Origin of the sequence: Sinorhizobium americanum, from assembly GCF_001651855.1 — a bacterium.
In the GTDB taxonomy this organism is placed as follows: domain Bacteria; phylum Pseudomonadota; class Alphaproteobacteria; order Rhizobiales; family Rhizobiaceae; genus Sinorhizobium; species Sinorhizobium americanum.
Window position 1 is genome coordinate 40523 of record NZ_LNQC01000043.1, and the last position, 20675, is coordinate 61197.

Annotated in this window: 20 protein-coding genes; 5 read left to right on the forward strand and 15 right to left on the reverse strand. The window is 63.3% G+C overall.

The features are described 5' to 3' along the window. Positions 1-116: 116 nt before the first annotated feature. Positions 117-1016 (forward strand): DUF6030 family protein, encoded by a 900-nt coding sequence (locus tag ATC00_RS06370; protein ID WP_064252304.1) that lies wholly within the window; start codon positions 117-119, stop codon positions 1014-1016. A gap of 7 nt (positions 1017-1023) precedes the next feature. Here ATC00_RS06370 and ATC00_RS06375 read toward each other — a convergent pair whose 3' ends face one another. After that, positions 1024-1455: an Lrp/AsnC family transcriptional regulator gene (locus ATC00_RS06375; RefSeq protein ID WP_064252377.1), complete on the reverse strand. Its 432-nt coding sequence runs from the start codon at positions 1453-1455 to the stop codon at positions 1024-1026. 126 nt (positions 1456-1581) lie between these two features. Between ATC00_RS06375 and ATC00_RS06380 the strand changes: the two genes are divergently transcribed. After that, the gene (locus ATC00_RS06380; RefSeq protein WP_064252305.1) at positions 1582-2685 is read left to right on the forward strand and encodes a saccharopine dehydrogenase family protein; all 1104 of its coding nucleotides are present in this window, start codon (positions 1582-1584) and stop codon (positions 2683-2685) included. A gap of 295 nt (positions 2686-2980) precedes the next feature. Here the strand turns inward: ATC00_RS06380 and ATC00_RS06385 are convergent, their stop codons facing one another. From ATC00_RS06385 to ATC00_RS06415, 7 genes are all read right to left on the reverse strand, one after another. Continuing rightward, complete coding sequence (locus tag ATC00_RS06385; protein WP_037389780.1) at positions 2981-3385, reverse strand: F0F1 ATP synthase subunit epsilon; 405 nt, start codon at positions 3383-3385, stop codon at positions 2981-2983. Between the two features lie 118 nt (positions 3386-3503). Continuing rightward, complete coding sequence (gene atpD, locus ATC00_RS06390) at positions 3504-5021, reverse strand: F0F1 ATP synthase subunit beta (protein ID WP_072597055.1); 1518 nt, start codon at positions 5019-5021, stop codon at positions 3504-3506. 24 nt (positions 5022-5045) lie between these two features. Beyond that, positions 5046-5927 carry a F0F1 ATP synthase subunit gamma gene (locus tag ATC00_RS06395; RefSeq protein WP_037389782.1) on the reverse strand — a complete coding sequence of 294 codons (882 nt, stop codon included), beginning with the start codon at positions 5925-5927 and terminating at the stop codon, positions 5046-5048. Between the two features lie 27 nt (positions 5928-5954). Beyond that, positions 5955-7484, reverse strand: a complete 1530-nt coding sequence (gene atpA / locus ATC00_RS06400; RefSeq protein WP_037389785.1) for a F0F1 ATP synthase subunit alpha — start codon at positions 7482-7484, stop codon at positions 5955-5957. Further along, a complete protein-coding gene (locus ATC00_RS06405) occupies positions 7484-8050 on the reverse strand; it encodes a F0F1 ATP synthase subunit delta (RefSeq protein WP_064252306.1) in 567 nt (188 codons plus the stop codon). The genes atpA and ATC00_RS06405 overlap by 1 nt, the downstream gene beginning before the upstream one ends. A gap of 252 nt (positions 8051-8302) precedes the next feature. After that, positions 8303-8689, reverse strand: a complete 387-nt coding sequence (locus tag ATC00_RS06410; RefSeq protein WP_037390049.1) for an AGROH133_08824 family phage infection protein — start codon at positions 8687-8689, stop codon at positions 8303-8305. A 111-nt stretch (positions 8690-8800) separates the two neighbouring features. After that, positions 8801-11005: a primosomal protein N' gene (locus ATC00_RS06415; protein ID WP_037389790.1), complete on the reverse strand. Its 2205-nt coding sequence runs from the start codon at positions 11003-11005 to the stop codon at positions 8801-8803. A 176-nt stretch (positions 11006-11181) separates the two neighbouring features. On the opposite strand from ATC00_RS06415, the gene fsa reads away from it, so the two are divergent. Further along, on the forward strand, positions 11182-11835 hold the full coding sequence (gene fsa, locus ATC00_RS06420; RefSeq protein WP_037389793.1) for a fructose-6-phosphate aldolase: 654 nt from the start codon (positions 11182-11184) through the stop codon (positions 11833-11835). A 102-nt stretch (positions 11836-11937) separates the two neighbouring features. Here the strand turns inward: fsa and ATC00_RS06425 are convergent, their stop codons facing one another. Continuing rightward, complete coding sequence (locus ATC00_RS06425; RefSeq protein WP_064252307.1) at positions 11938-13287, reverse strand: c-type cytochrome; 1350 nt, start codon at positions 13285-13287, stop codon at positions 11938-11940. 207 nt (positions 13288-13494) lie between these two features. Continuing rightward, complete coding sequence (locus ATC00_RS06430) at positions 13495-14409, reverse strand: GNAT family N-acetyltransferase (RefSeq protein WP_037389795.1); 915 nt, start codon at positions 14407-14409, stop codon at positions 13495-13497. A gap of 143 nt (positions 14410-14552) precedes the next feature. Between ATC00_RS06430 and ATC00_RS06435 the strand changes: the two genes are divergently transcribed. Together ATC00_RS06435 and ATC00_RS06440 are read left to right on the forward strand one after the other, a co-directional pair. Further along, positions 14553-15485 (forward strand): tyrosine recombinase XerC, encoded by a 933-nt coding sequence (locus ATC00_RS06435; protein ID WP_037389797.1) that lies wholly within the window; start codon positions 14553-14555, stop codon positions 15483-15485. 142 nt (positions 15486-15627) lie between these two features. After that, positions 15628-16707, forward strand: a complete 1080-nt coding sequence (locus tag ATC00_RS06440) for a TraB/GumN family protein (protein ID WP_037389799.1) — start codon at positions 15628-15630, stop codon at positions 16705-16707. On the opposite strand, the gene ATC00_RS06445 is transcribed toward ATC00_RS06440, so the two are convergent. The 5 genes from ATC00_RS06445 to ATC00_RS06465 form a co-directional block, all read right to left on the reverse strand. Beyond that, positions 16700-17188 carry a DUF2867 domain-containing protein gene (locus tag ATC00_RS06445; RefSeq protein ID WP_037389802.1) on the reverse strand — a complete coding sequence of 163 codons (489 nt, stop codon included), beginning with the start codon at positions 17186-17188 and terminating at the stop codon, positions 16700-16702. The genes ATC00_RS06440 and ATC00_RS06445 overlap by 8 nt on opposite strands. A gap of 112 nt (positions 17189-17300) precedes the next feature. Further along, a complete protein-coding gene (gene lpdA, locus ATC00_RS06450) occupies positions 17301-18707 on the reverse strand; it encodes a dihydrolipoyl dehydrogenase (protein ID WP_064252308.1) in 1407 nt (468 codons plus the stop codon). A 39-nt stretch (positions 18708-18746) separates the two neighbouring features. Continuing rightward, a complete protein-coding gene (locus tag ATC00_RS06455) occupies positions 18747-19499 on the reverse strand; it encodes an SDR family oxidoreductase (protein ID WP_037389806.1) in 753 nt (250 codons plus the stop codon). After that, positions 19496-19999, reverse strand: coding sequence for a hypothetical protein (locus ATC00_RS06460; protein ID WP_037389808.1), 504 nt, complete (start codon positions 19997-19999; stop codon positions 19496-19498). Before ATC00_RS06460 ends, ATC00_RS06455 begins: the two co-directional genes overlap by 4 nt. Position 20000: 1 nt before the next feature. Beyond that, positions 20001-20642: a LysE family transporter gene (locus tag ATC00_RS06465; RefSeq protein WP_064252378.1), complete on the reverse strand. Its 642-nt coding sequence runs from the start codon at positions 20640-20642 to the stop codon at positions 20001-20003. Positions 20643-20675: the final 33 nt, after the last annotated feature.

The following is a 20675-nucleotide window of genomic DNA, read 5'->3' on the forward strand; positions in this document are numbered from 1 at the left end:
TCGAGCATGAAGCCTCTTGGACGCCGGCGCCATGATCCGTATGGTGCGCCGTCTAAAAAGTTGGAGCGGTAGCGGGCGGAAACCGCCGATCTGCTCTTTGGCGGAGCGACGGTGGCATGGAGAAGAAGCAGAAGGGCCGTTCCGGCGTCGCTTTCTTCCTTTCTGCCGTGGCGCTGATCTTCACTGCGATCCTCGCGACCGTGCTGCTCGCCAACGAACAACGCAATCTGAAGCAGGTGCTGACGGCGATGGGGCTTCAGGACGTGCTCCCTCAAGCCGCGCCTGCGCCAGCGCCCGAACCGTTCCGCCCGCGTCCCAAGAAAGCCGAGCCGCCGAAGGCGCTGCTGCCGGCCCGGATATTCGCGGACCTCCGCACGCCCGAGCAGCAATTCAGCCGGCAGATCCGCAGCGACCCGCGCGCTTTGTGCGAGGGCCTGCGCGAGGCCGGTTTTCGCGAACTTGCATGGAAGTCTGCCGAGAGAGGGCGGTGGGAATGTTCCTCGCTCGTGCCCTTTGCCCGGCCCGGCGCGGAGCCAAGCTCGTCCATCTTCATCTTCGTCAAAGGCAGCGACGAGGATGAAATCACCTCGTTCCGTGTGAAGCTCAACATCGAGCATTCTGAAGATAACCAGGCGGTTACCAGCGCCGCCGCGACGGCCGCTTCGGTCTTCCTGAAGCAGGTACACTGGGCCGACAGCGAAAGCGTCACGCTGAAGATCCAGGCGCTCAGCGAATTCGATCTCAAGCGTTTCGGCAGCCGCATCCAGTTCAAACGCGAATCCGGCGACACGCCCCGCTACAACTTCCTCGCCAACCAGGCGGCGCGCAGGCGGGCAAAAAGCGCCGCCGAGCTTTACTTCGATCGCGAGAAATGGTTGCCGCCCGGCGACGGCTCGATTGTTTCCAGCATTCGCGGCCCGGAGGCCTGGAACAGGGCTTCCGCGCAACCCGAGCCGCAAACCGAAGCCGCTCCGGACGGTGCCGGCAACCGGACCGAAAGTGCCACGTTCCGCTGAAATAGCGTCAGCGGTCGATGCGGGTCGACAGAATGATCGATGACAGTGTCTTTTCGACGCCCTCGATCTCGCCGATACGATCGATCAGCAGATCCAGTTCACTGATCGAAGCCGCCGCGACGATGGCGATCAGGTCGAAGCTGCCGCTGACCGAGTGTAAGGTGCGGATCTCGCGGATCGCGCTCAACTCCGGCGTCACGCGGCTCAGCGCCCGCGGCGCACTGGTGATCAGCACATGTGCCTTCACCAGCCCCTTCTCGTAGCTTTCCGCAAGCCGGACGCCGTAGCCGGCGATCACGCCCTCGCGCTCCAGCCGCTCGATCCGCGCCTGCACGGTGGTCCGCGAAAGGCCGAGCCGCCGGGCGATCGTCGCCGTCGGCATGCGGGCATTATCGCTGAGAATGGCAAGGAGTTCGCGGTCCTTGTCGGTGACCTGCATATCGTCGATCCATTTCGGCAAAACGCCGATTATGACCGTCGATTTAGCCGTTTTGCAGCTTCGAATCAACATCTGCTTGGAGGAGAATAGCAATCAATAAGGCTCATACCCTGGGGGAAGAAGAGAATGAAAGACATCGTTGTCATCGGCGCCGGCAAGATCGGCTCGACGATCGCCCGGATGCTGGCCCATACGGGCGATTACCGCGTCTGCATCGCCGACCGCAGCGCCGAGCAATTGCAGCAGGTCGAAAGCCACGAGGCGATTTCGACCGCCGCCATCGACATCGCCGACAGGAAGTCCCTGATCGGATTGCTGGCCGGCAAGTTTGCGGTCTTGAGCGCCGCGCCCTTCCACCTGACCATCGCGATCGCCGAGGCTGCGGCGGAAGCGGAGATCCACTATCTCGACCTCACCGAAGACGTCGAATCGACCCGCCAGGTCAAGGCGATCGCGGCCGAGGCGAAGACCGCCTTCATCCCGCAATGCGGGCTCGCCCCCGGCTTCATCTCGATCGTCGCCAATGATCTGTCCCGGCATTTCGACACACTCGAAAGCGTGCGCATGCGCGTCGGCGCCCTGCCGCAATATCCGTCGAATGCGCTGAACTACAATCTCACCTGGAGCACCGACGGCGTCATCAACGAATATATCGAACCCTGCGAGGCGATCGTCGAAGGGTCGCTGATCGAGGTTCCGGCAATGGAGGAGCGCGAGGAGTTCTCGCTCGACGGCGTCACCTACGAAGCCTTCAACACCTCCGGCGGCCTCGGCACGCTGTGCGAGACGCTGAAGGGCAAGGTCCGGACGCTCAACTACAAGACGATCCGCTACCCCGGCCACGCGGCGATCTTCAAGGCGCTGCTGAACGACCTCGGCCTGCGCCACCGCCGCGAGGTGCTGAAGGACATCCTCGAGAACGCCCTGCCAACCACCACCCAGGACGTCGTCGTTATATTCGTCACGGTCTCAGGCTTCCGCCAAGGCCGTCTCATCCAGGAGACCTATGCCAACAAGGTCTATAGCGGCGTCGTTGCCGGGCGCATGCACAGCGGCATCCAGATCACCACCGCCGGCAGCATCTGCGCCGTCCTCGACCTGCTTGCCGAAGGAAAGATCCCGACCAAGGGCTTCGTCCGCCAGGAAGACATTTCCCTCGACACCTTCCTCGCCAACCGCTTCGGCCACTACTACGCACAGAAGCGCGAAGGGGAGCGCGTAGCGGGCTAAATTGTCCCGCCTCTTACGAGGCGGATGGAGCAGAAATGCCCGGGCGCGTCCGGGCATTTCTGTGTCTCGATGTAGGGTCCCCCTCATCCGCTGCCGCGACCTTCTTCCCCGGGGAAAAGCGTATGCCGCGCTGGCTAAGTCCCCTCTCCCCCGCGAGCGGCGAGAGGGTTAAGGTGAGGGGCATTATGCAGCGGTGATGCTCCCTCGCCCAGCGCCAGCAAACAGACACAAAAAACCCCGCTCGAGGCGGGGTCCAATGCACTTACTGGTCGTTTCCCTTATCGGGATGTCCCTTTCAGGCCGGGATGACGATCTCCCCGAGCCTCGTCAGTTCGGCGATGAACTGTTCGACGCGAGTCTTTTTCTCGTCGATCGCCCCTTCCAACTCGGCGCGAGCCTCGTCGATGCGGTTCTCCAGGACCGTGCGGTCGAGTTCGTCGACATGGACCGCCGATTCGGCAAGAAGCGTGCAGCCGGTCGGCAGGATGTCGGCGAAGCCGCCGAAAACGGCGAAACGCTCGGTCTTGCCGTCGGCCGTCTTGACCGTGACCACGCCCGGCTTGACGGTCGTCATGGTCGGCGCGTGATTGGCCATCACGGTCATCTCGCCCTCGGTTGCCGGGATGACGACTTCGGTCACCTGTGCGGAAAGCAGCAGGCGCTCCGGGGAAACAAGCTCGAAATTGAAACTGTCGGCCATGACCATTCACTTCTGGTAAGCGCGCCGCGGATCGGCGGCTGTGCATGTCTCAGCCGCGTCGATGCGGCGGAATGAAAACCGCGGCGCGAGAGGCCCGCGCCACGGTTCACGATGCCTATCAGGCGGCTTCGGCAGCCAGCTTCTTGGCCTTCTCGATGGCTTCGTCGATGGAGCCGACCATGTAGAAGGCGGCTTCCGGCAGGTGATCGTACTCGCCGTTGACGAGACCCTTGAAGCCCTTGATCGTGTCTTCGAGAGCGACCAGCTTGCCCGGCGAGCCGGTGAAGACTTCGGCGACGAAGAACGGCTGTGACAGGAAGCGCTCGATCTTGCGGGCGCGGGCAACGGCGACCTTGTCCTCTTCCGAGAGCTCGTCCATGCCGAGGATGGCGATGATGTCCTGGAGCGCCTTGTAGCGCTGCAGGGTCGACTGCACCTTGCGCGACACTTCGTAGTGCTCGTCGCCGACGATCATCGGGTCCAGCATGCGCGAGGTCGAGTCGAGCGGATCCACGGCCGGGTAGATGCCCTTTTCGGCGATCGAGCGCGACAGAACGGTGGTCGCGTCGAGGTGGGCGAACGAGGTGGCTGGTGCCGGGTCGGTCAAGTCGTCGGCCGGAACGTAGATTGCCTGGACCGAGGTGATCGAGCCCTTGGTGGTGGTGGTGATGCGTTCCTGCATCTGGCCCATGTCGGTGGCGAGCGTCGGCTGGTAACCGACGGCCGACGGAATGCGGCCGAGCAGAGCCGACACTTCCGAACCGGCCTGGGTGAAGCGGAAGATGTTGTCGACGAAGAACAGAACGTCCTGACCTTCGTCACGGAACTGTTCGGCAACCGTCAGGCCGGTCAGAGCGACGCGGGCACGCGCGCCCGGCGGTTCGTTCATCTGGCCGTAGACGAGAGCCGCCTTGGAGCCTTCGCCGCCGCCGTGCTTGTTCACGCCCGATTCGATCATTTCGTGGTAGAGGTCGTTGCCCTCGCGGGTGCGCTCGCCGACGCCTGCGAAGACCGAGTAACCGCCGTGCGCCTTGGCGACGTTGTTGATCAGTTCCATGATCAGAACGGTCTTGCCGACGCCTGCGCCGCCGAACAGGCCGATCTTGCCGCCCTTGGCGTAAGGTGCCAGCAGGTCGACGACCTTGATGCCGGTGACGAGGATCTGCGCTTCCGTCGACTGCTCGACGTAGGACGGCGCATCCTGGTGGATCGCACGGCGTGCGGAGGTTTCCAGTGGGCCGGCTTCGTCGACCGGCTCGCCGATGACGTTCATGATGCGGCCGAGCGTTTCCTTGCCGACCGGAACCGAGATCGGGCCGCCGGTGTCGGTGACCGACTGGCCGCGAACGAGACCTTCGGTCGAGTCCATGGCGATCGTGCGGACGGAATTTTCGCCGAGATGCTGTGCGACTTCGAGAACCAGGCGGTTGCCCTTGTTGTCGGTCTCCAGCGCGTTCAGGATCTGCGGGAGCTGGCCTTCTTCGAAGGCGACGTCGACGACGGCGCCGATGACCTGCGTCACGCGGCCGACAGCACCCGTAGCCACAACAGCGGCGGTCTTGGCGGTAGCTGCCTTCTTCGGAGCAGCGGGCTTCTTCACCGCTGCGGTTTCTTTCGGGGTAGCTGCCTTAGCCATAATCCTTACCCTCTTTCCGTAACCTTAGAGCGCTTCCGCGCCCGAGATGATTTCAATGAGTTCCTTGGTGATCTGCGCCTGCCGCTGACGGTTGTAGTTGAGCGTCAGCTTGTTGATCATCTCACCGGCATTGCGCGTCGCATTGTCCATGGCACTCATCTTGGCGCCCATTTCGCCGGCGACGTTCTCGAGCAGGGCCCGGAAGATCTGGACGGAAATGTTGCGCGGAATGAGGTCGGTGAGGATGGCCCCGGCGTCCGGTTCGTATTCGTAAATCGCCGATGCGCTGTCGGACTCGGCAGCAACCGGGCCGGCCGATGCCGGGATGAGCTGCTGGGCGGTCGGAATCTGCGAAATGACGGACTTGAACTCGGAATAGAATAAGGTGCACACGTCGAACTCGCCCCTTTCGAAGAGTTCGATGACCTTGTGGCCGATCCGGTCGGCGTTCTCGAAGCCGATCTTCTTGACCTCGCGCAAGTCGACGCGGTCGATGATCAGCGACGCGAATTCGCGCCGCAGGATATCGAAGCCCTTCTTGCCGACGCAGATGATCTTGACCGTCTTGCCCTGGGCGAGCAGCTTGCGGACATGATCGCGGGCAAAGCGGGCGATCTGCGAGTTGAAGCCGCCGCAAAGGCCGCGCTCGGCCGTGCAGACGACCAGCAGATGCGTGTCGTCCTTGCCGGTACCCGTCATCAACGCCGGCGCACTGTCGTCCGCGCCGACCGCCTGGGCGATGTTGGCGAGAACGGCAGCCATGCGCTGCGAATAGGGCCGGGCGGCCTCGGCCGCCTCCTGGGCACGCCGAAGCTTTGCCGCGGCGACCATCTTCATCGCCTTGGTGATCTTCTGCGTCGCCTTGACGGAGGCGATCCGGTTCTTCAGATCCTTAAGTGAAGGCATCCGTTGTCCGTCCTAGTTGAGGTCCGCTCAGGCGAAAGACTTGGAGAAGCTGTCGATTGCAGCCTTCAGCTTGGCCTTGGTGTCGTCCGAGATCGCCTTTTCCGTGCGGATGGTATCCAGGAGCGCCTTGCCTTCCGACCGCAGGTAGGAAAGCAGACCCTGCTCGAACTTGCCGACCTGGTTGACCGGCAGCTTGTCGAGGTAGCCGTTGACGCCGGCGAAGATCACCGCGACCTGCTCTTCCGTCTTCAGCGGCGAGAACTGCGGCTGCTTCAGGAGTTCGGTCAGGCGTGCACCGCGGTTCAAGAGGCGCTGCGTAGCGGCATCGAGGTCCGAGCCGAACTGCGCGAAGGCCGCCATTTCGCGGTACTGCGCGAGTTCGCCCTTGATCGAGCCTGCGACCTGCTTCATCGCCTTGATCTGGGCCGAGGAGCCGACGCGCGAAACCGACAGGCCGACGTTAACGGCCGGGCGGATGCCCTGGTAGAACAGATCGGTTTCAAGGAAGATCTGACCGTCGGTGATCGAGATCACGTTGGTCGGAATGAACGCGGACACGTCGTTGCCCTGCGTTTCGATGACGGGCAGAGCGGTCAGCGAGCCGGCGCCATTGTCGTCGGAAAGCTTTGCAGCACGCTCCAGCAGACGGGAATGCAGGTAGAAGACGTCGCCCGGATAGGCCTCGCGGCCCGGCGGACGGCGGAGCAGCAGCGACATCTGGCGGTAAGCGACGGCCTGCTTCGAAAGGTCGTCATAGCCGATCAGGGCGTGCTTGCCGTTGTCACGGAAGTATTCGCCCATCGTGCAGCCGGCGAACGGAGCGAGGTACTGCATCGGAGCCGGATCGGAAGCGGTGGCAGCAACGATGATCGAGTACTGGAGAGCGCCACGCTCTTCGAGCACCTTCACGAATTGCGCAACCGTCGAGCGCTTCTGGCCGATGGCGACGTAGACGCAATAAAGCTTGTCACCTTCCGGACCATTGTCGTGAATGGCCTTCTGGTTGAGGATCGTGTCGAGAATGATCGCGGTCTTGCCGGTCTGGCGGTCGCCGATGACCAGCTCGCGCTGGCCGCGGCCAACCGGGATGAGGGCGTCGATGGCCTTGAGGCCGGTCGACATCGGCTCATGCACCGACTTGCGCGGAATAATGCCGGGAGCCTTGACGTCGACGCGAGCGCGCTGCTTGGCGTTGATCGGGCCCTTGCCGTCGATCGGGTTGCCGAGCGCGTCGACGACGCGGCCGAGCAGTTCCGGGCCGACCGGGACGTCGACGATGGCGCCGGTCCGCTTGACGGTGTCGCCTTCCTTGATGTCACGGTCGGAGCCGAAGATAACCACACCGACATTGTCGGCTTCGAGGTTCAGCGCCATGCCGCGAATTCCACCCGGGAATTCGACCATCTCGCCTGCCTGGACATTGTCGAGGCCGTAGACGCGGGCAATACCGTCACCGACGGAGAGCACCTGACCGACTTCGGAGACTTCTGCTTCCTGGCCGAAATTTTTGATCTGATCTTTGAGAATTGCGGAAATTTCCGCGGCGCGGATATCCATCAGCCGACCTCTTTCAGTGCAAGCTTAAGGGTAGAGAGTTTGGTGCGAAGGGAGGTGTCAATCTGGCGGGACCCGACCTTGACGATCAGACCTCCAAGAATAGACGGGTCGACGGTGACGTTGACCGCCACGTCTTTGCCGGTGACGCCCTTAAGCGTCGCCTTCAATTCGGTTTGCTGCGCTTCGGTGAGCGCATGTGCCGACGTGACGTCGGCAGTGATTTCGCCACGGTGGCGTGCGGCGATCAGGCGGAACGCCCTGATGCTGCCGGGCAGTGCGAAGAGGCGGCGGTTGCGCGCCACGACCTTGAGGAAGTTGCCGACCAGGCCGGAGAAGCCGAACTGCGCGACGAGCGCCGAAACGGCCTTGAACTGGTCCTCGGCGGAAAAGACCGGGCTTACGATCAGCCGCTTCAGATCGTCGCTGCCATCGATCAGCGCCTGGACGCGATCGAGTTCGGCACCGACCGCCTCGACGGAACCAGCCTGCAGGGCGAGCTCGAAAAGCGAGGACGCATATCTTTCTGCAACACCGGAAATAAGCTGGGATGTGTCGGCCACGGGCACAAGCTTCTCTCAAATTCATCCAAGAGCGTCAGCAGCGGCGAACCGTCGGCGTAACATCTTGAATTTGCTGCAATAATTCGCATGGGTATCGAGGCCTTTTCGACCCACTTCCCCCGCAATTCGCGGTTCGTCTAGCATAGGACGTTTGGACTCGCAACACGCCAAGGGCACGAATGCGGCATAACACCGCCCCCTTCGACGGAATTTTGCCGTAAATTGCTGGAGCCCGGATTTGCGCCTGTCCCGAGTTCGTCAGATGAACCCGAAAACATAGGCGAGCGGCAGGATCGCGAGCGCCGCCTGGACGACAAGTGCCGCCCAGTTGAAAAGCGTCGCGCCGTTGTCGCTCATCATCGACAATATGCGGCCGAACGCTGCGAGCGCAAAGGCGGCGCCGACGGCGAGATAGACCATCGGCTGGGCGAGCAGGATGGCGCCGAGGCCGAGACCGACATGCATGCCGCCCATGGTGGAGCGCACCTCCGCCAATCCCCCGCGCCGGCCCTCGGCGATGCCGATGCCGGCGGCACGAAAGGCGAGACGCGGCGCAAAGAGCATGACGAGGCCGATCAGCATCGCCGCGCCCGCCGCGCAAAAGGCCAGGAACTCCCCGGTTTCCGTCGGAATATAGAACTCCATCTCCATCCCCGCGGCAGATCATCACAGCGTTCGCCGAAAAGCGATTCTCGACTTTGGTCTAGCGCATGTTCGCGACGATGGGAATCGGCTGCATGGCAGGTCCGGCTGCAATCACAGAAAACTCTGCGGATCGACGTCGAGCTGGACGCTGATCGAGCCGCGCTCCTTCGGTCCCCCGGCAATCATCGCCTTCAGGAAGGATTGCATGTCGCTGTTGCGCCGCCCATGGACGAGCAGCCGGTACCGATGCCGACCGCGGATGAGAGCGAGTGGCGCTTCCGCCGGCCCGAGGATGGAGATGCCGTCGACACGCGGCGCAGCGTTGCGCAAGCCCCGCGCATGTCCCTCGGCATCGCTTCGCGTATCCGCCGAGACGATGATCGAGGCGAGCCGGCCGAAGGGCGGCAGTGCCGCGCGCTCACGCTCGTGGATCTCGCGGTCGTAGAAGGCGTCCGAGTCGCCCGACACGATCGCTTGCATCACCGGGTGCTGCGGCTGGTAGGTCTGCAGCAGGCCAAGGCTCTTCAGGCCGGTGCGTCCGGCGCGCCCCGTCACCTGCGAGAGAAGCTGGAACGTGCGCTCGGCGGCGCGCGGATCGCCATTGGCGAGGCCGAGATCGGCGTCGACGATGCCGACCAGCGTCATCATCGGAAAATTGTGACCCTTGGCGACGAGCTGTGTGCCGATGACGATGTCCGCCTCGCCGCGGGCGATCGCCTCGAGCTCCAGCCTCAACCGCTTGACGCCCATCAAGTCGGAGGAGAGCACGATGGTGCGGGCATCGGGAAAATGCCGCTCGACCTCCTCGGCAATGCGCTCCACCCCCGGGCCGCAGGCGACCAGATGATCGAGCGTGCCGCATTCCGGGCAGGCCTCGGGCGTCCGTTCCGAATAGCCGCAATGATGGCACTGGATCTGGCCGCGGAAGCGGTGCTCGACCAGCCAGCTCGAGCAGTCCGGGCATTGGAAGCGATGGCCGCAGACGCGGCAGAGCGTCAGCGGCGCATAGCCGCGGCGGTTCAAGAACAGGAGCGCCTGCTCGCCGCGGCCGATCGCCTTGCCGATCTGGTTGACGAGCACCGGCGAAAGGAAGCCGCCGCGCTCCGGCGGATGGCGACGCATGTCGACGAGCCCAAGCTGCGGCAGCGCCGCGTCGCCGAAACGGGTCGGCAGGTGGATCGGCCGGTAGCGGCCGACCTCGCCATTGACCCGGCTCTCCACGGACGGCGTCGCGGAAACGAGCACGACCGGAAAACCGCTGATCCGCCCCCGCACCACCGCCATGTCGCGAGCATTATAAAAAACCCGATCTTCCTGCTTGTAGGCCGGGTCGTGCTCCTCGTCGACGATGATCAGCCCGAGATCCTCGAAGGGCAGGAACAGCGCCGAGCGAGCCCCGGCGACGACACGCACCTGGCCGGTCGTGACCTGCCGCCACACCTTCTCTCTCATCCGGGGAGCAAGGTCGGAATGCCATTCCGCCGGCTTGGCGCCGAAACGCTCCTGGAAGCGCTCCAGGAAGCTTGCGGTGAGCGCGATTTCCGGCAGCAGGATCAGCACCTGCTTGCCGGCTCTCAGCGTCGCCGCGACCGCCTCGAAATAGACCTCGGTCTTACCGGAGCCGGTGACGCCGTCGATCAGCGACACGGAGAACTGTCTTTCCTCGACGGCTGTGAGCAGGTCGGTGGCGGCTTGCCTCTGCCGGCCCTCGAGCCGCGGCGCGGCGAAACCCGGATCAGGCGCGGCGACCACCGGCGGCGGCGGAATGAACACCGTTTCGAACACGCCCTGCGCGGCGAGGCCGTCGATCACTCCGGAAGAGACGCCCGCCGCGTGGGCAAGTCCCGAGCGGGTCCAGGAGAAGCCGTCGCTCGCCGTCGCAAGGACCCGCTCGCGTGCGGCGGTCATCCGTTCAGGCCGCCTTTCTGTCAGTCGAAGCGCTTCGACCATCGGCTCGGGATCGAAGGCGGTCGGCGCACGCAGCGCCATGCGGGCAACAAGCCCGGGAGGCGTGACCGTATAGGTCGCCACCCAGTCGAGAAAGCTGCGCATGTCGGGGGTGAGCGGCGGGCAGTCGAAGACCTTCTCGATCTCCTTCAATTTCTTCGGATCGACCGAACCATCGTCCTCGCCGTCCCAAACGACGCCGACGACGAGCCGCGGTCCGAGCGGCACCTGCACGATCGAGCCCGGCTCGACCGCCATGCCCTCCGGCACCGCGTAGGAATAGGCCCTCGGCGCCGGCATCGGCACCAGGACGGGCACCACGCGGCGGTCGAAAAGAGCGCCGAATAAATCGGTTGAATCAAGAGTCATTTTGCCGTGACCTTGCCACCGCTTTCAGTTAAAGAAAACTGCACAGCGAACCGCCGCCTTGCAGGAGCAAGGGTTTGTCACGGTTCCACCCGAGTTTCAACGCGCGCGATTTCCGCCGTGGTTTTCCCCGTAAGCGGAAAGGCGCCCGAACGGCTGAATGCCAAAGGAACGGTCCCATGAAATTTTTCGTTGATACCGCCGACGTGAAGGAAATCCGGGAACTGAACGATCTCGGCCTGCTCGACGGCGTCACCACCAATCCGTCGCTGATCCTGAAGTCCGGGCGCGACATCGTCGAGGTCACCAAGGAAATCTGCTCGATCGTCGAGGGACCGGTTTCGGCCGAAGTGACCGCCACCGAATATAGCGAGATGATGAAGGAAGCGGCCGCGCTTGCGAAGATCGCCGACAATATCTGCATCAAGTTGCCGCTGACGCTCGACGGCCTGAAGGCCTGCAAGGCGCTGACCTCGGACGGCCATCATACCAACGTCACGCTCTGCTTCTCGGCCAACCAGGCGCTGCTCGCCGCTAAGGCCGGCGCGACCTTCGTCTCGCCCTTTATCGGCCGCCTCGACGACATCGCCTTCGACGGCATGGACCTGATCCGCGAGATCCGCCACATCTTCGACAATTACGGCTACGAGACGGAAATCCTCGCCGCCTCGATCCGCACGGTCAACCACGTCAAGGAAGCCGCCCTGATCGGCGCCGACGTCGTCACCGCCCCGCCGGCGACGCTGAAGGCGCTGGTCAAGCACCCGCTGACCGACAAGGGTCTCGAAATGTTCCTCGCCGATTGGGCCAAGACCGGCCAGAAGATCGGCTGATCATCCGGCCGTCAGGCGAGGAATTACAAGGCCTCGCAGCGATGCGGGGTCTTTTCGTCTCTTTCAGGTTCGCAGTGCCGGTGATCTGCCTTTCACCCGTTGTCAAATTGACTTGAGATACTCGATCAGTTCACCTTTCTCCTGATCGGTCAGCTTGAGTTCGAGGTGACGATCGTAGTGTTCTACAACGTCCCGAAGCGAGGCAAACCGCCCATCGTGATAGAACCCGCCTTTGTGAATCTTCTCAACATCCCACAGGGCACGCAGAGGCGCCGTTCGGTACCGCTCGTCTGGTGAGCGCATCGCCTGGAAGTCATCGATGCCGATCTCCTCGGCCTTATGCAGATTCCAGCCCGGCTCGGTGAATATCGGCGGGACGTGGCAGGTGGCGCATTTAGCCTTGTCGTTGAAGAGGGCCTTTCCTTTTTCCGCGGAGGCACCGTCGAAGGCGCCTTCCGGCGGTTGTGGGGTTGGCAGCGCAAGCTGGTAGAAGTGGAGGGAGGGCAGCTTAGCGGTGATCCGGTCTTCTTCGGCCTGTTTGTGGCCCTGTTTCGTCCTGGCGGCTACGGGATACTTTTCGGAATCATCCAACCGCGGATCGTAAAACACGCCCTTCCCATGCATTTCGAGATTGCCCACGTAAGCGTTCCAGTAACTTACCGTGCCCCAGGCCCCGGTCCAGGTGTGGTTGTTGACGCCCGCCAAACCGAAAGCTGGAGGATTGAGCGTGGCGGCGGTTTTGCCGTCCGGCCGGAAGGCTTTGCCATCGAGATTAAGCTGGGCATCGAATTTCCCTGGACCCCAAGCCTGCAGAGCTTTTTTCACCTCTTCTGCGGTGACCTGCAGCATTTCGGTAAAGACGGTCAGATCGGGCGCCAAGGCCACGATCGCGCCGATGTTGAGGTCGCGGTTGGGCCAGCCGTCGAGCCGATGTCCGATACCCGGCGCGTAGGCGTCGTCGACTGTGGAGTGGCACAACGAACACTGGATGCCGACTGAACGTAAAGTCTTGCCGTCTTCGCTGAAAAACCCTGTCACGCCAACCACGGCATTGGACTTGAGCAGCACGAGCGTGCTGGCCGGATCCTTGAGATCAACCTCTCCCTTGTTCAGCGCCTCGGCCACGTCCTTCGGGATGGCATTCACATCAACTTTCAAACCAAGCTCAAGAGCCTTTTGCGGGCTGAGGCCCGGTCCCACGCCGCCCGTCTTTTCGCCCGCGATTGCCTCGTGAAGCTTGAGCTTTCCGCCCCAAAAATCCTCGCTGCCAAATGTATCGAAGCGGAACGTCTCGCGTCCTTCTTCCAGATATTGCTTTGCCTGTTCGGCGACCGTGGCGTCAAAGTCCTTGCCACTTGTTGCCTTCCTGCTCATTTGAGCAACGGCCGGAATGAGAGCTGTCGAGATCAGAAGCGTAAAAAATAAAGCAGAAATACGCCCGCGCCTTTGCATGTCACGTTCCTCCCAAAACATGAGTGCCAATCGGCGGTCATTTGGAATTCCGCGGGTCCTCGTTGCGCGCGAAGCGCAAAGCCGTCCGAATATTAGCAAATCATTATACTAGACCTAAACCGCGTTATGGGTAAGGGGGAGAAGGTTGGCAGGGGACGAGGGAGCAAGTACCGAATGAGGGGCGAAGACGAAGGAAAGGCCGCTCCTTCACAGCATCCCGATCGGCACCTTGAACACCGCATCGCCGTCCTCGGCGAGCGCGTGGACGGTATGGCGCTCAAGCGCACGGGTCACCTCCGCAGGGTCGCCATCCAGCGCCTCGGGCGCAATCAGATTGCCGATCCGGAAATCGAAGACGTCGCCCTTCTTGTTGAGAAGCTCATGGAACACCGTCATGTCGCGGAGTTCCGTCGACCATTTGGCGAACCAGTAGAACAGGCCGGAATTGCGCGCGCTCATATGCACCGGCAGGATCGGCAGGTCGTTTTTCCGGGCAAAGCCGACGGCGGAACTTTTCCAGGGGCGTTCGTTGAGACGCCCTTCGGCCCAGTAAGCGATGCGGCCGGAGGGAAAGAGCACAGTCGCCTTCCCCTCTTCAATGGCCCGGTTGGTAACCTGCAGCGTCTCGCGCGCCTTGAGCTTGGATTTGTACTCCTCGCGCCACTCCACCGGAATGACCATCTCGACGAAACGCGGGTTGACGCGAATGGCGTCGCGATTGGCGAAGAACATCATGTCCGGGCGGCGGCTCTTCAGGAGATCGAAGACGGCAATGCCGTCGGCGATGCCCGTCGGATGGTTGCTGACGAGGAGGAACCCGCCTTTCGCCGGAATCCGCTCGGCCTTGTCGACGCGGATGTCGAGCGCGAGCAAGGAACTGAGGTGCTCGAACGCCTGGAAGCCCGGCATATTGGCGACGGCATTGGCGAACTCGATCGCCTTGCGGTAGTTGAGCAACGTGTAGAGAAAGGGCCGCATCACCGGCCACAGGGGATGGCGGACGATCTTCTGCCCGCGCTCAGCGATTAGCATGTCGACGATGTGGCCAGGCCGCCCCTGCGAGACCAGCGCAACTGCCTCTGCAAAATGCGCCAGCGCGCTCGCCGAATCACGTCTCGCCATGGTCCCATCCGCTATTGCTGCCCGAACATCGCAATTCAATATGATCCAAGAATGACAAATTCCAAGAGAACGTTAGCAAAAACATAAGGGCCCGACGGCATGCTCGGCACCGGGACATAACCGAGTTTGAGCACAGGACCGAAATGAACGAACTTCTCGTCATCGGCCATCCGGACGTAATGGCGGAGCGCCGGCGGTGGCTTGCAAGCCTTGCCGAAGAACGTCGCCTGTCCGACAAGACCATCGAGGCCTATGAGCGCGACACACGGCAGTTCCTGACCTTCCTGACCGGGCATCTCGCCGGACCACCGCGGCTCGCAGACATCCGCACGCTCAGACCGGCCGACCTGCGCGGCTTTCTCGCGCAACGCCGCAAGGCCGGAGCCGGAGCGCGCACGCTGGGCCGCGGCCTTGCTGGGCTGCGCTCGTTCCTGCGCTACCTCGAGAAAAACGGCCTTGCCAACGCCGCCGGCGCCGGCGCCGTGCGCTCGCCGAAACAGCCAAAATCGCTGCCGAAGCCCTTGACCGATCGGGATGCCGTAAAAGTCGTGACAGCGGATGCGCAGCTCGCCGAGGAGCCGTGGATCGCCGCCCGCAACGCTGCCGTGCTGACGCTCCTCTACGGCTGCGGCCTGCGCATATCGGAAGCGCTGGACCTGACGCCGGACGATTTTTCGGGCGCTCTGTCGCTGCGAATCACCGGCAAGGGCGGCAAGACCCGGATCGTCCCGCTGATCGCCGCGGCGATGGAGGCAGTCGCGACCTATAGAAAACTCTGCCCCTACCACATCGGCCCCAGAGAGCCGCTCTTTCGCGGCGCCCGGGGCGCTAGGCTGCAGCCGGCGATCATCCAGCGCGAGATGCAGAAGCTGCGATCGGCTCTCGGCCTGCCCGATTCGGCGACCCCGCATGCGCTACGCCATTCCTTCGCGACCCATCTGCTCGCCGGCGGCGGTGACCTGCGCACCATCCAGGAACTGCTCGGCCATGCCAGCCTCTCGACGACGCAGGTTTATACCGGAGTCGATTCGGCGCGACTCCTGGAAATCTACGATCGCGCCCATCCGCGTGCCTGAAGGGATTAACTCCCAAAACCGCTCACGCTTTTCCTGATCCCGTTCTAAAATTCGACGCGCTCGCCCATTAACCACCTGCGTTAAGAAACCCGTGACCGAGGGGGCGTAGGGTTTGAAATGCATTTCTCCGGGGACCACGCCCATGACGACGCTCACAGGATCCGTTCGCACTCTCGCCGTCAAAGCGGCTGACGGCCTGCTGTGGCTGATCACGCTCATGCATATGCTTGTAGCCGCAAGCCTCGTCGTCGCATTGCTTTCCGTTTCAGAAGCCGACGCCGCGGAGGAAGCCGACTGCGGCGGCAGCAACATCCTCGCCGGTCTCGAACAATCCGATCCGGCGCGCCTCGCCACGATACGCCGCGAGGCCGATGCGGTGCCGAACGGCAAGGGTCTGCTCTGGAAGATCGAAGGACAAGGACTGGCGCCGTCCTTCCTGCTCGGCACCATGCACGTCACTGATCCGCGCGTGCTCGCCATGCCCGCCGGCGGCGCCGAAGCCTATGCCGCGGCGCGGACCGTGGTCGTCGAATCCGACGAGATCATCGACGAGAAGAAGGCGAGCGCCGCCATCCTCATGCACCCCGACCTCACCATGTTTGCCGGCAACAGGACGATCAACGACTTCCTGGAGCCGAAGGACCGGGCACTGCTCGAAAACGGACTCAAGGCACGCGGAATTCCCCTGCCCCTCGTCGCCAAGATGAAGCCCTGGATGATCGCCAGCTTCGTCGCCCTGCCGGCCTGCGAATTCACCCGCAAGGCCGCCGGCGCGTCCTTCCTCGACAAGAAGCTCGCCGAGGATGCGGTGAGCCAGGGCAAGAGCCTGAAGGGGCTGGAAAGCCTGGTTGAGCAGCTCTCCGCGATGGACTCGCTTCCCGTCGAGTGGCATCTGCGGGCGCTCATCGAAACGCTCGCGCTCGGCAAGACGATCGACGACGTCTTGATGACGATGACCGACCTCTATCTTGCCGGCGACACCGGCATGATCATGCCAATGATGCGCTCCGTGGCCGAAAAACTCTCGCCCGGCGATCTCGGCTATGCCGATTTCGAGCAGCGGATCATCATCGACCGCAACAGGGTCATGGCAGAGCGCGCCGAGCCTATCCTGAAAGGCGGCAATGTCTTCATGGCCGTCGGTGCGCTGCACCTGCCCGGCAAGGAAGGTCTGGTCGAGCTCCTGCGCCAGCAGGGCTTCACCGTCACGCCCGTCAACTGACGATCGATTGCGCCGGTTCGTTCAGCTGCGCGAGCAATGCCGGAACAATCGCCTTGTGAAAGGGCGTGACGGCGGCGAGATAAAAGTAGCCGAACAGGTTCCTGCGCCGCACCAGCGTCGTGATGCCGATGACCTGGCTGTCGGCCGGACCGTCGCGCACCTCCACGACGATGCGGAAATCCAGATGGCGATCGTCCATGCCGAGAACCATTTCTCGATCGCTGCCGCTGAGGATCGGAAAGGCACCGATCAGGCTGGCATCGGAGACAGGGGCACCGGCCTTGAGGCCAAGCGGCGCAACGATGCGGTTGCGCAACGCCAGAAGCTTGCGGACCCAGCGCGGCGCGCTTCCAAGCGCCCGCCTTGCCGCATCGTCCGCGGTGAGGCGTTCCCCGAGAAGGAGAAGCTCATAGCAGTCCGCCCAGTCTGCCCCGGGCAGGCAGGCGTTCGGCAAGCGGGCGGCAACGCTGCGAGGTTTCATGAATAGGTCCTTTCCGGCTGACCGGTGAGGCATTCATGATTGCGCCGGATGGCATCCGAAAGGAGGGGGCCGCTTGTCGCAGCCCCCGGGCCAATTGTCACACAGGAGCCGATCACATGTGGATCGGCTTGAAGAAGGTCGAAAGCGCCGCTTCCTTCACCGCCTCCGACATGGTCGGATGCGCATGGCAGGTGCGGCCGAGGTCTTCGGACGAGCCGCCGAATTCCATCAGCACGGCGATCTCGTGGATCATCTCGCCGGCGCCGAAGCCAATGATGTGGCCGCCGAGCACCCGGTCGGTCTCCTTGTCGGCGAGGATCTTCACGAAACCGTCCGTCTGAAGCATCGCGCGGGCGCGGCCATTGGCGGTAAAGGGGAACTTGCCGACCTTGTAGGCGACGCCGGCCGCCTTCAGTTCCTCCTCGGTCTTGCCGACGGAAGCGACCTCCGGCTGGGTGTAGACGACGCCCGGAATGGCGTCGTAGTTCACGTGACCCGCCTGGCCGGCGATGATTTCCGCCACGGCGACGCCCTCGTCCTCCGCCTTGTGGGCGAGCATCGGCCCGCGCACGACGTCGCCGATGGCGTAAACGCCGGCGATGCTCGTCTGGAAGTGATTGTCGATTTCGATGCGGCCGCGCGAATCGAGTACGACGCCCGCCTTTGCAAGACCCATGTTCTCGGTGCAGGGCTTGCGGCCGGTCGCGACCAGCACGACGTCGGCCTCGAGCGTGGTCGATTCGCCCCCCTTGACAGGCTCGAAGGTGACGCTGGCGCCGCTGCCAGGCTTCGCAACGCCGGTCACCTTGGCGCCGAGCTTGATGTCGATGCCCTGCTTCGTCAGCATCCGCTGGAGTTGCTTGGCGACTTCGCCATCCATGCCGCCGAGGATCGTGTCGAGGAACTCGACGACGGTCACCTTGGCGCCAAGGCGCGCCCAGACCGAGCCGAGCTCGAGGCCGATGACGCCGCCGCCGACGACGATCATGCTCGCCGGCACCTTCTCCAGCTCGAGGGCGCCGGTCGAGGAGATGATCACCTTCTCGTCGAATGCGACCTCGACGTCTGGAATGCCGGCAACGTCCGAACCGGTGGCGATGACGATGTTCTTGGCTTCGAGGACCTGCTCCTCGCCCTTGTCGTTGGTGACGGAGACCTTGCCCTGGCCGAGCACCTTGCCCATGCCCTGGAAGCCGTCGATCTTGTTCTTCTTGAACAGGAAGGAGACGCCATCGACATTCGCCTTAACGGTCGCGTCCTTGTGGGCGAGCATTTTCTGAAGGTTGAGCTTCGGGCTTGCGACCTCGACGCCGAGCGCATCGAGGCCATGCGCGGCGTGGTGGAACATCTCGGAAGCATGCAACAGCGCCTTGGAGGGAATGCAGCCGACATTGAGGCAGGTGCCGCCATAGGTGCTGCGCTTTTCGACCACGGCCACCTTCATGCCCAGTTGCGCCGCCTTGATGGCGCAAACATAGCCGCCGGGACCGCTACCGATAACGATGAGATCATAAGCCATTTGATAATCCTTCTGGGAGGGTAGTCCTTGAAAGGGCGGTCATCGCCCGCCGCTGACATTGAGAATGGCTCCGGTCACGTAAGTCGCCTTATCCGACAGGAGATAGAGAATTGCGTCGGCCACCTCGCCGGCCGTGCCGGAACGCTGCATCGGGATCGACGGTGCCATGTCGCGGGCGCGATCGGGCAGGCCGCCGGACGCATGGATATCCGTATCGATGATGCCGGGACGAACCGCGTTCACGCGGACACCCTCGGATGCCACTTCGCGCGCGAGACCAATGGTGAAGCTGTCGATTGCACCTTTCGCGGCCGCATAGTCGACATATTGACCCGGCGCGCCCAGCACGGCCGCGGCGGAGGAAAGATTGACGATCGCGCCGCCCTTGCCGCCATGACGCGTCGACATCCGGAGCACGGCCTCCGCCGCGCAGCGGATGGTGCCGGTCACATTGACACGAAACATCCGCTCCAGCCGTTCGGGCGAAACCTCGTCGATCCGCTGCGGCGGGCCGACAATACCGGCATTGTTGACGAGCCCGTCGAGCCGGCCGAAGGCCGCGTCGACCGCCGCAAAGATCGCCTTTATGCCGTCCTCGGAGCCGACATCGCCCTGAACAGCGACCGCCGAGCCGCCGGCAGCCGCAATTTGTGCCACGACATTCTCGGCGGCCAGCCGGTTCGAGGAATAGTTGACGGCCACCCGCCAGCCTTCAGACGCCGCGGCGAGGCAGACGGCGGCGCCGATGCCGCGGCTGCCGCCGGTGACGAGAAGGACGCGGCGGCCACTCATGCGGCGCATCCCTTGAAGTCGAAGATGTCGGAACTGTCCGACGAGGCCTTGCCTTCGCCCCAGGCGCTCGATTGGCGCAGCGACGGGCCGAAATTCGGAAGCAGTATCTGCCGTGCCGCCGGCGCGTCTTCGGCTTGAAGCAATCCGATCGAGCCGGCGCTGTCGACGGCATAAATCGGACCCTGCCAGACGGTGCAGGCCGCAAGCTCGGCGCCCGTCACGTCGCCGGTCGGGCAATTGTTCATGACGATGCCGTTCGGACGTTCCGGTTCGCCCGAGGGCAGGACGACGCCGTCGAGCGACAGCCCGGTGCCTTCAACGCGGATCTTGAAATGATTGCTTGTGACCGCCGCTTCCGAACCGACCGGCTCGAAACGCAGCTCATAGCCACCGGCCGGGTCGGCATAGATCGCCCTGGCCTGCTTGCAACCCGCGGCAAGCGCCGGGGGAGCGGCCAGCGCCAGCGCGACAGAAGCGAGAATGGCTGGCCGGCCGGGCATCTCAGGCAGCCTTTTCGGTCGCGAGCCTCAGACCGAGCGCGATGAAGACCATGCCGCTTGCCCGGTCGATCCACTTGCTTGCCCGTGTGAAGGCGGCCCGCATGCGCGGCGTCGTCATGAACAGGCTGACGCCGACGAACCAGAGGATGAGGGCGCTCGCCATCACAAGGCCGTAGCCGAACTTCGCGACCATCGGCGTATGCGCGCCGACGACCGTGGAGAAAATCGACAGGAAGAAGAAAACCGCCTTGGGGTTGAGCGCATTGGCGGCAAAACCGAGGCCGAAGGCCTTCAACGCCGACTGGCCCCTGCGCGCTCCGGCATCCTCGCCCGGCTCCACGTCGATCTCCGTCTGCCCGGCCCGAAGCGCCTTGACGCCGATATAGATCAGGTAAGCGACGCCGCACCATTTGACGATGTTGAAGAGATAGATCGATTGGGAAATGATCAGCCCGAGGCCGAGAACGGTGTAGCTGACATGGAACATCAGCGACGCGCCGATGCCGAAGGAGGTGATGATCGCCGCCCCGCGGCCGTGTACCAGCGACTGCCGCATCACTATGGCGAGGTCGGCGCCCGGCGAGACGATCGCGAAGGAAAAGATCGCCATCAGCGAAGCAAGTTCGATCAGGTAAGCGCTCATGATTGTCACCGGTCGTTGAAGTTCAGGATGGAG

Excerpts from the sequence above, each read along its gene's own strand:
- ATC00_RS06445 (WP_037389802.1), bottom strand. The coding sequence starts at position 17,188 with ATGAAACCTCGCAGCGTTGCCGCCCGCTTGCCGAACGCCTGCCTGCCC.
- ATC00_RS06410 (WP_037390049.1), bottom strand. The coding sequence starts at position 8,689 with ATGGAGTTCTATATTCCGACGGAAACCGGGGAGTTCCTGGCCTTTTGC.
- ATC00_RS06440 (WP_037389799.1), top strand. The coding sequence starts at position 15,628 with ATGACGACGCTCACAGGATCCGTTCGCACTCTCGCCGTCAAAGCGGCT.
- ATC00_RS06460 (WP_037389808.1), bottom strand. The coding sequence starts at position 19,999 with ATGCCCGGCCGGCCAGCCATTCTCGCTTCTGTCGCGCTGGCGCTGGCC.
- ATC00_RS06435 (WP_037389797.1), top strand. The coding sequence starts at position 14,553 with ATGAACGAACTTCTCGTCATCGGCCATCCGGACGTAATGGCGGAGCGC.
- atpA (WP_037389785.1), bottom strand. The coding sequence starts at position 7,484 with ATGGATATCCGCGCCGCGGAAATTTCCGCAATTCTCAAAGATCAGATC.
- ATC00_RS06455 (WP_037389806.1), bottom strand. The coding sequence starts at position 19,499 with ATGAGTGGCCGCCGCGTCCTTCTCGTCACCGGCGGCAGCCGCGGCATC.
- lpdA (WP_064252308.1), bottom strand. The coding sequence starts at position 18,707 with ATGGCTTATGATCTCATCGTTATCGGTAGCGGTCCCGGCGGCTATGTT.
- ATC00_RS06415 (WP_037389790.1), bottom strand. The coding sequence starts at position 11,005 with ATGACTCTTGATTCAACCGATTTATTCGGCGCTCTTTTCGACCGCCGC.
- ATC00_RS06465 (WP_064252378.1), bottom strand. The coding sequence starts at position 20,642 with ATGAGCGCTTACCTGATCGAACTTGCTTCGCTGATGGCGATCTTTTCC.
- ATC00_RS06395 (WP_037389782.1), bottom strand. The coding sequence starts at position 5,927 with ATGCCTTCACTTAAGGATCTGAAGAACCGGATCGCCTCCGTCAAGGCG.
- ATC00_RS06375 (WP_064252377.1), bottom strand. The coding sequence starts at position 1,455 with ATGCAGGTCACCGACAAGGACCGCGAACTCCTTGCCATTCTCAGCGAT.
- fsa (WP_037389793.1), top strand. The coding sequence starts at position 11,182 with ATGAAATTTTTCGTTGATACCGCCGACGTGAAGGAAATCCGGGAACTG.
- ATC00_RS06425 (WP_064252307.1), bottom strand. The coding sequence starts at position 13,287 with ATGCAAAGGCGCGGGCGTATTTCTGCTTTATTTTTTACGCTTCTGATC.
- ATC00_RS06380 (WP_064252305.1), top strand. The coding sequence starts at position 1,582 with ATGAAAGACATCGTTGTCATCGGCGCCGGCAAGATCGGCTCGACGATC.
- atpD (WP_072597055.1), bottom strand. The coding sequence starts at position 5,021 with ATGGCTAAGGCAGCTACCCCGAAAGAAACCGCAGCGGTGAAGAAGCCC.
- ATC00_RS06385 (WP_037389780.1), bottom strand. The coding sequence starts at position 3,385 with ATGGCCGACAGTTTCAATTTCGAGCTTGTTTCCCCGGAGCGCCTGCTG.
- ATC00_RS06430 (WP_037389795.1), bottom strand. The coding sequence starts at position 14,409 with ATGGCGAGACGTGATTCGGCGAGCGCGCTGGCGCATTTTGCAGAGGCA.
- ATC00_RS06370 (WP_064252304.1), top strand. The coding sequence starts at position 117 with ATGGAGAAGAAGCAGAAGGGCCGTTCCGGCGTCGCTTTCTTCCTTTCT.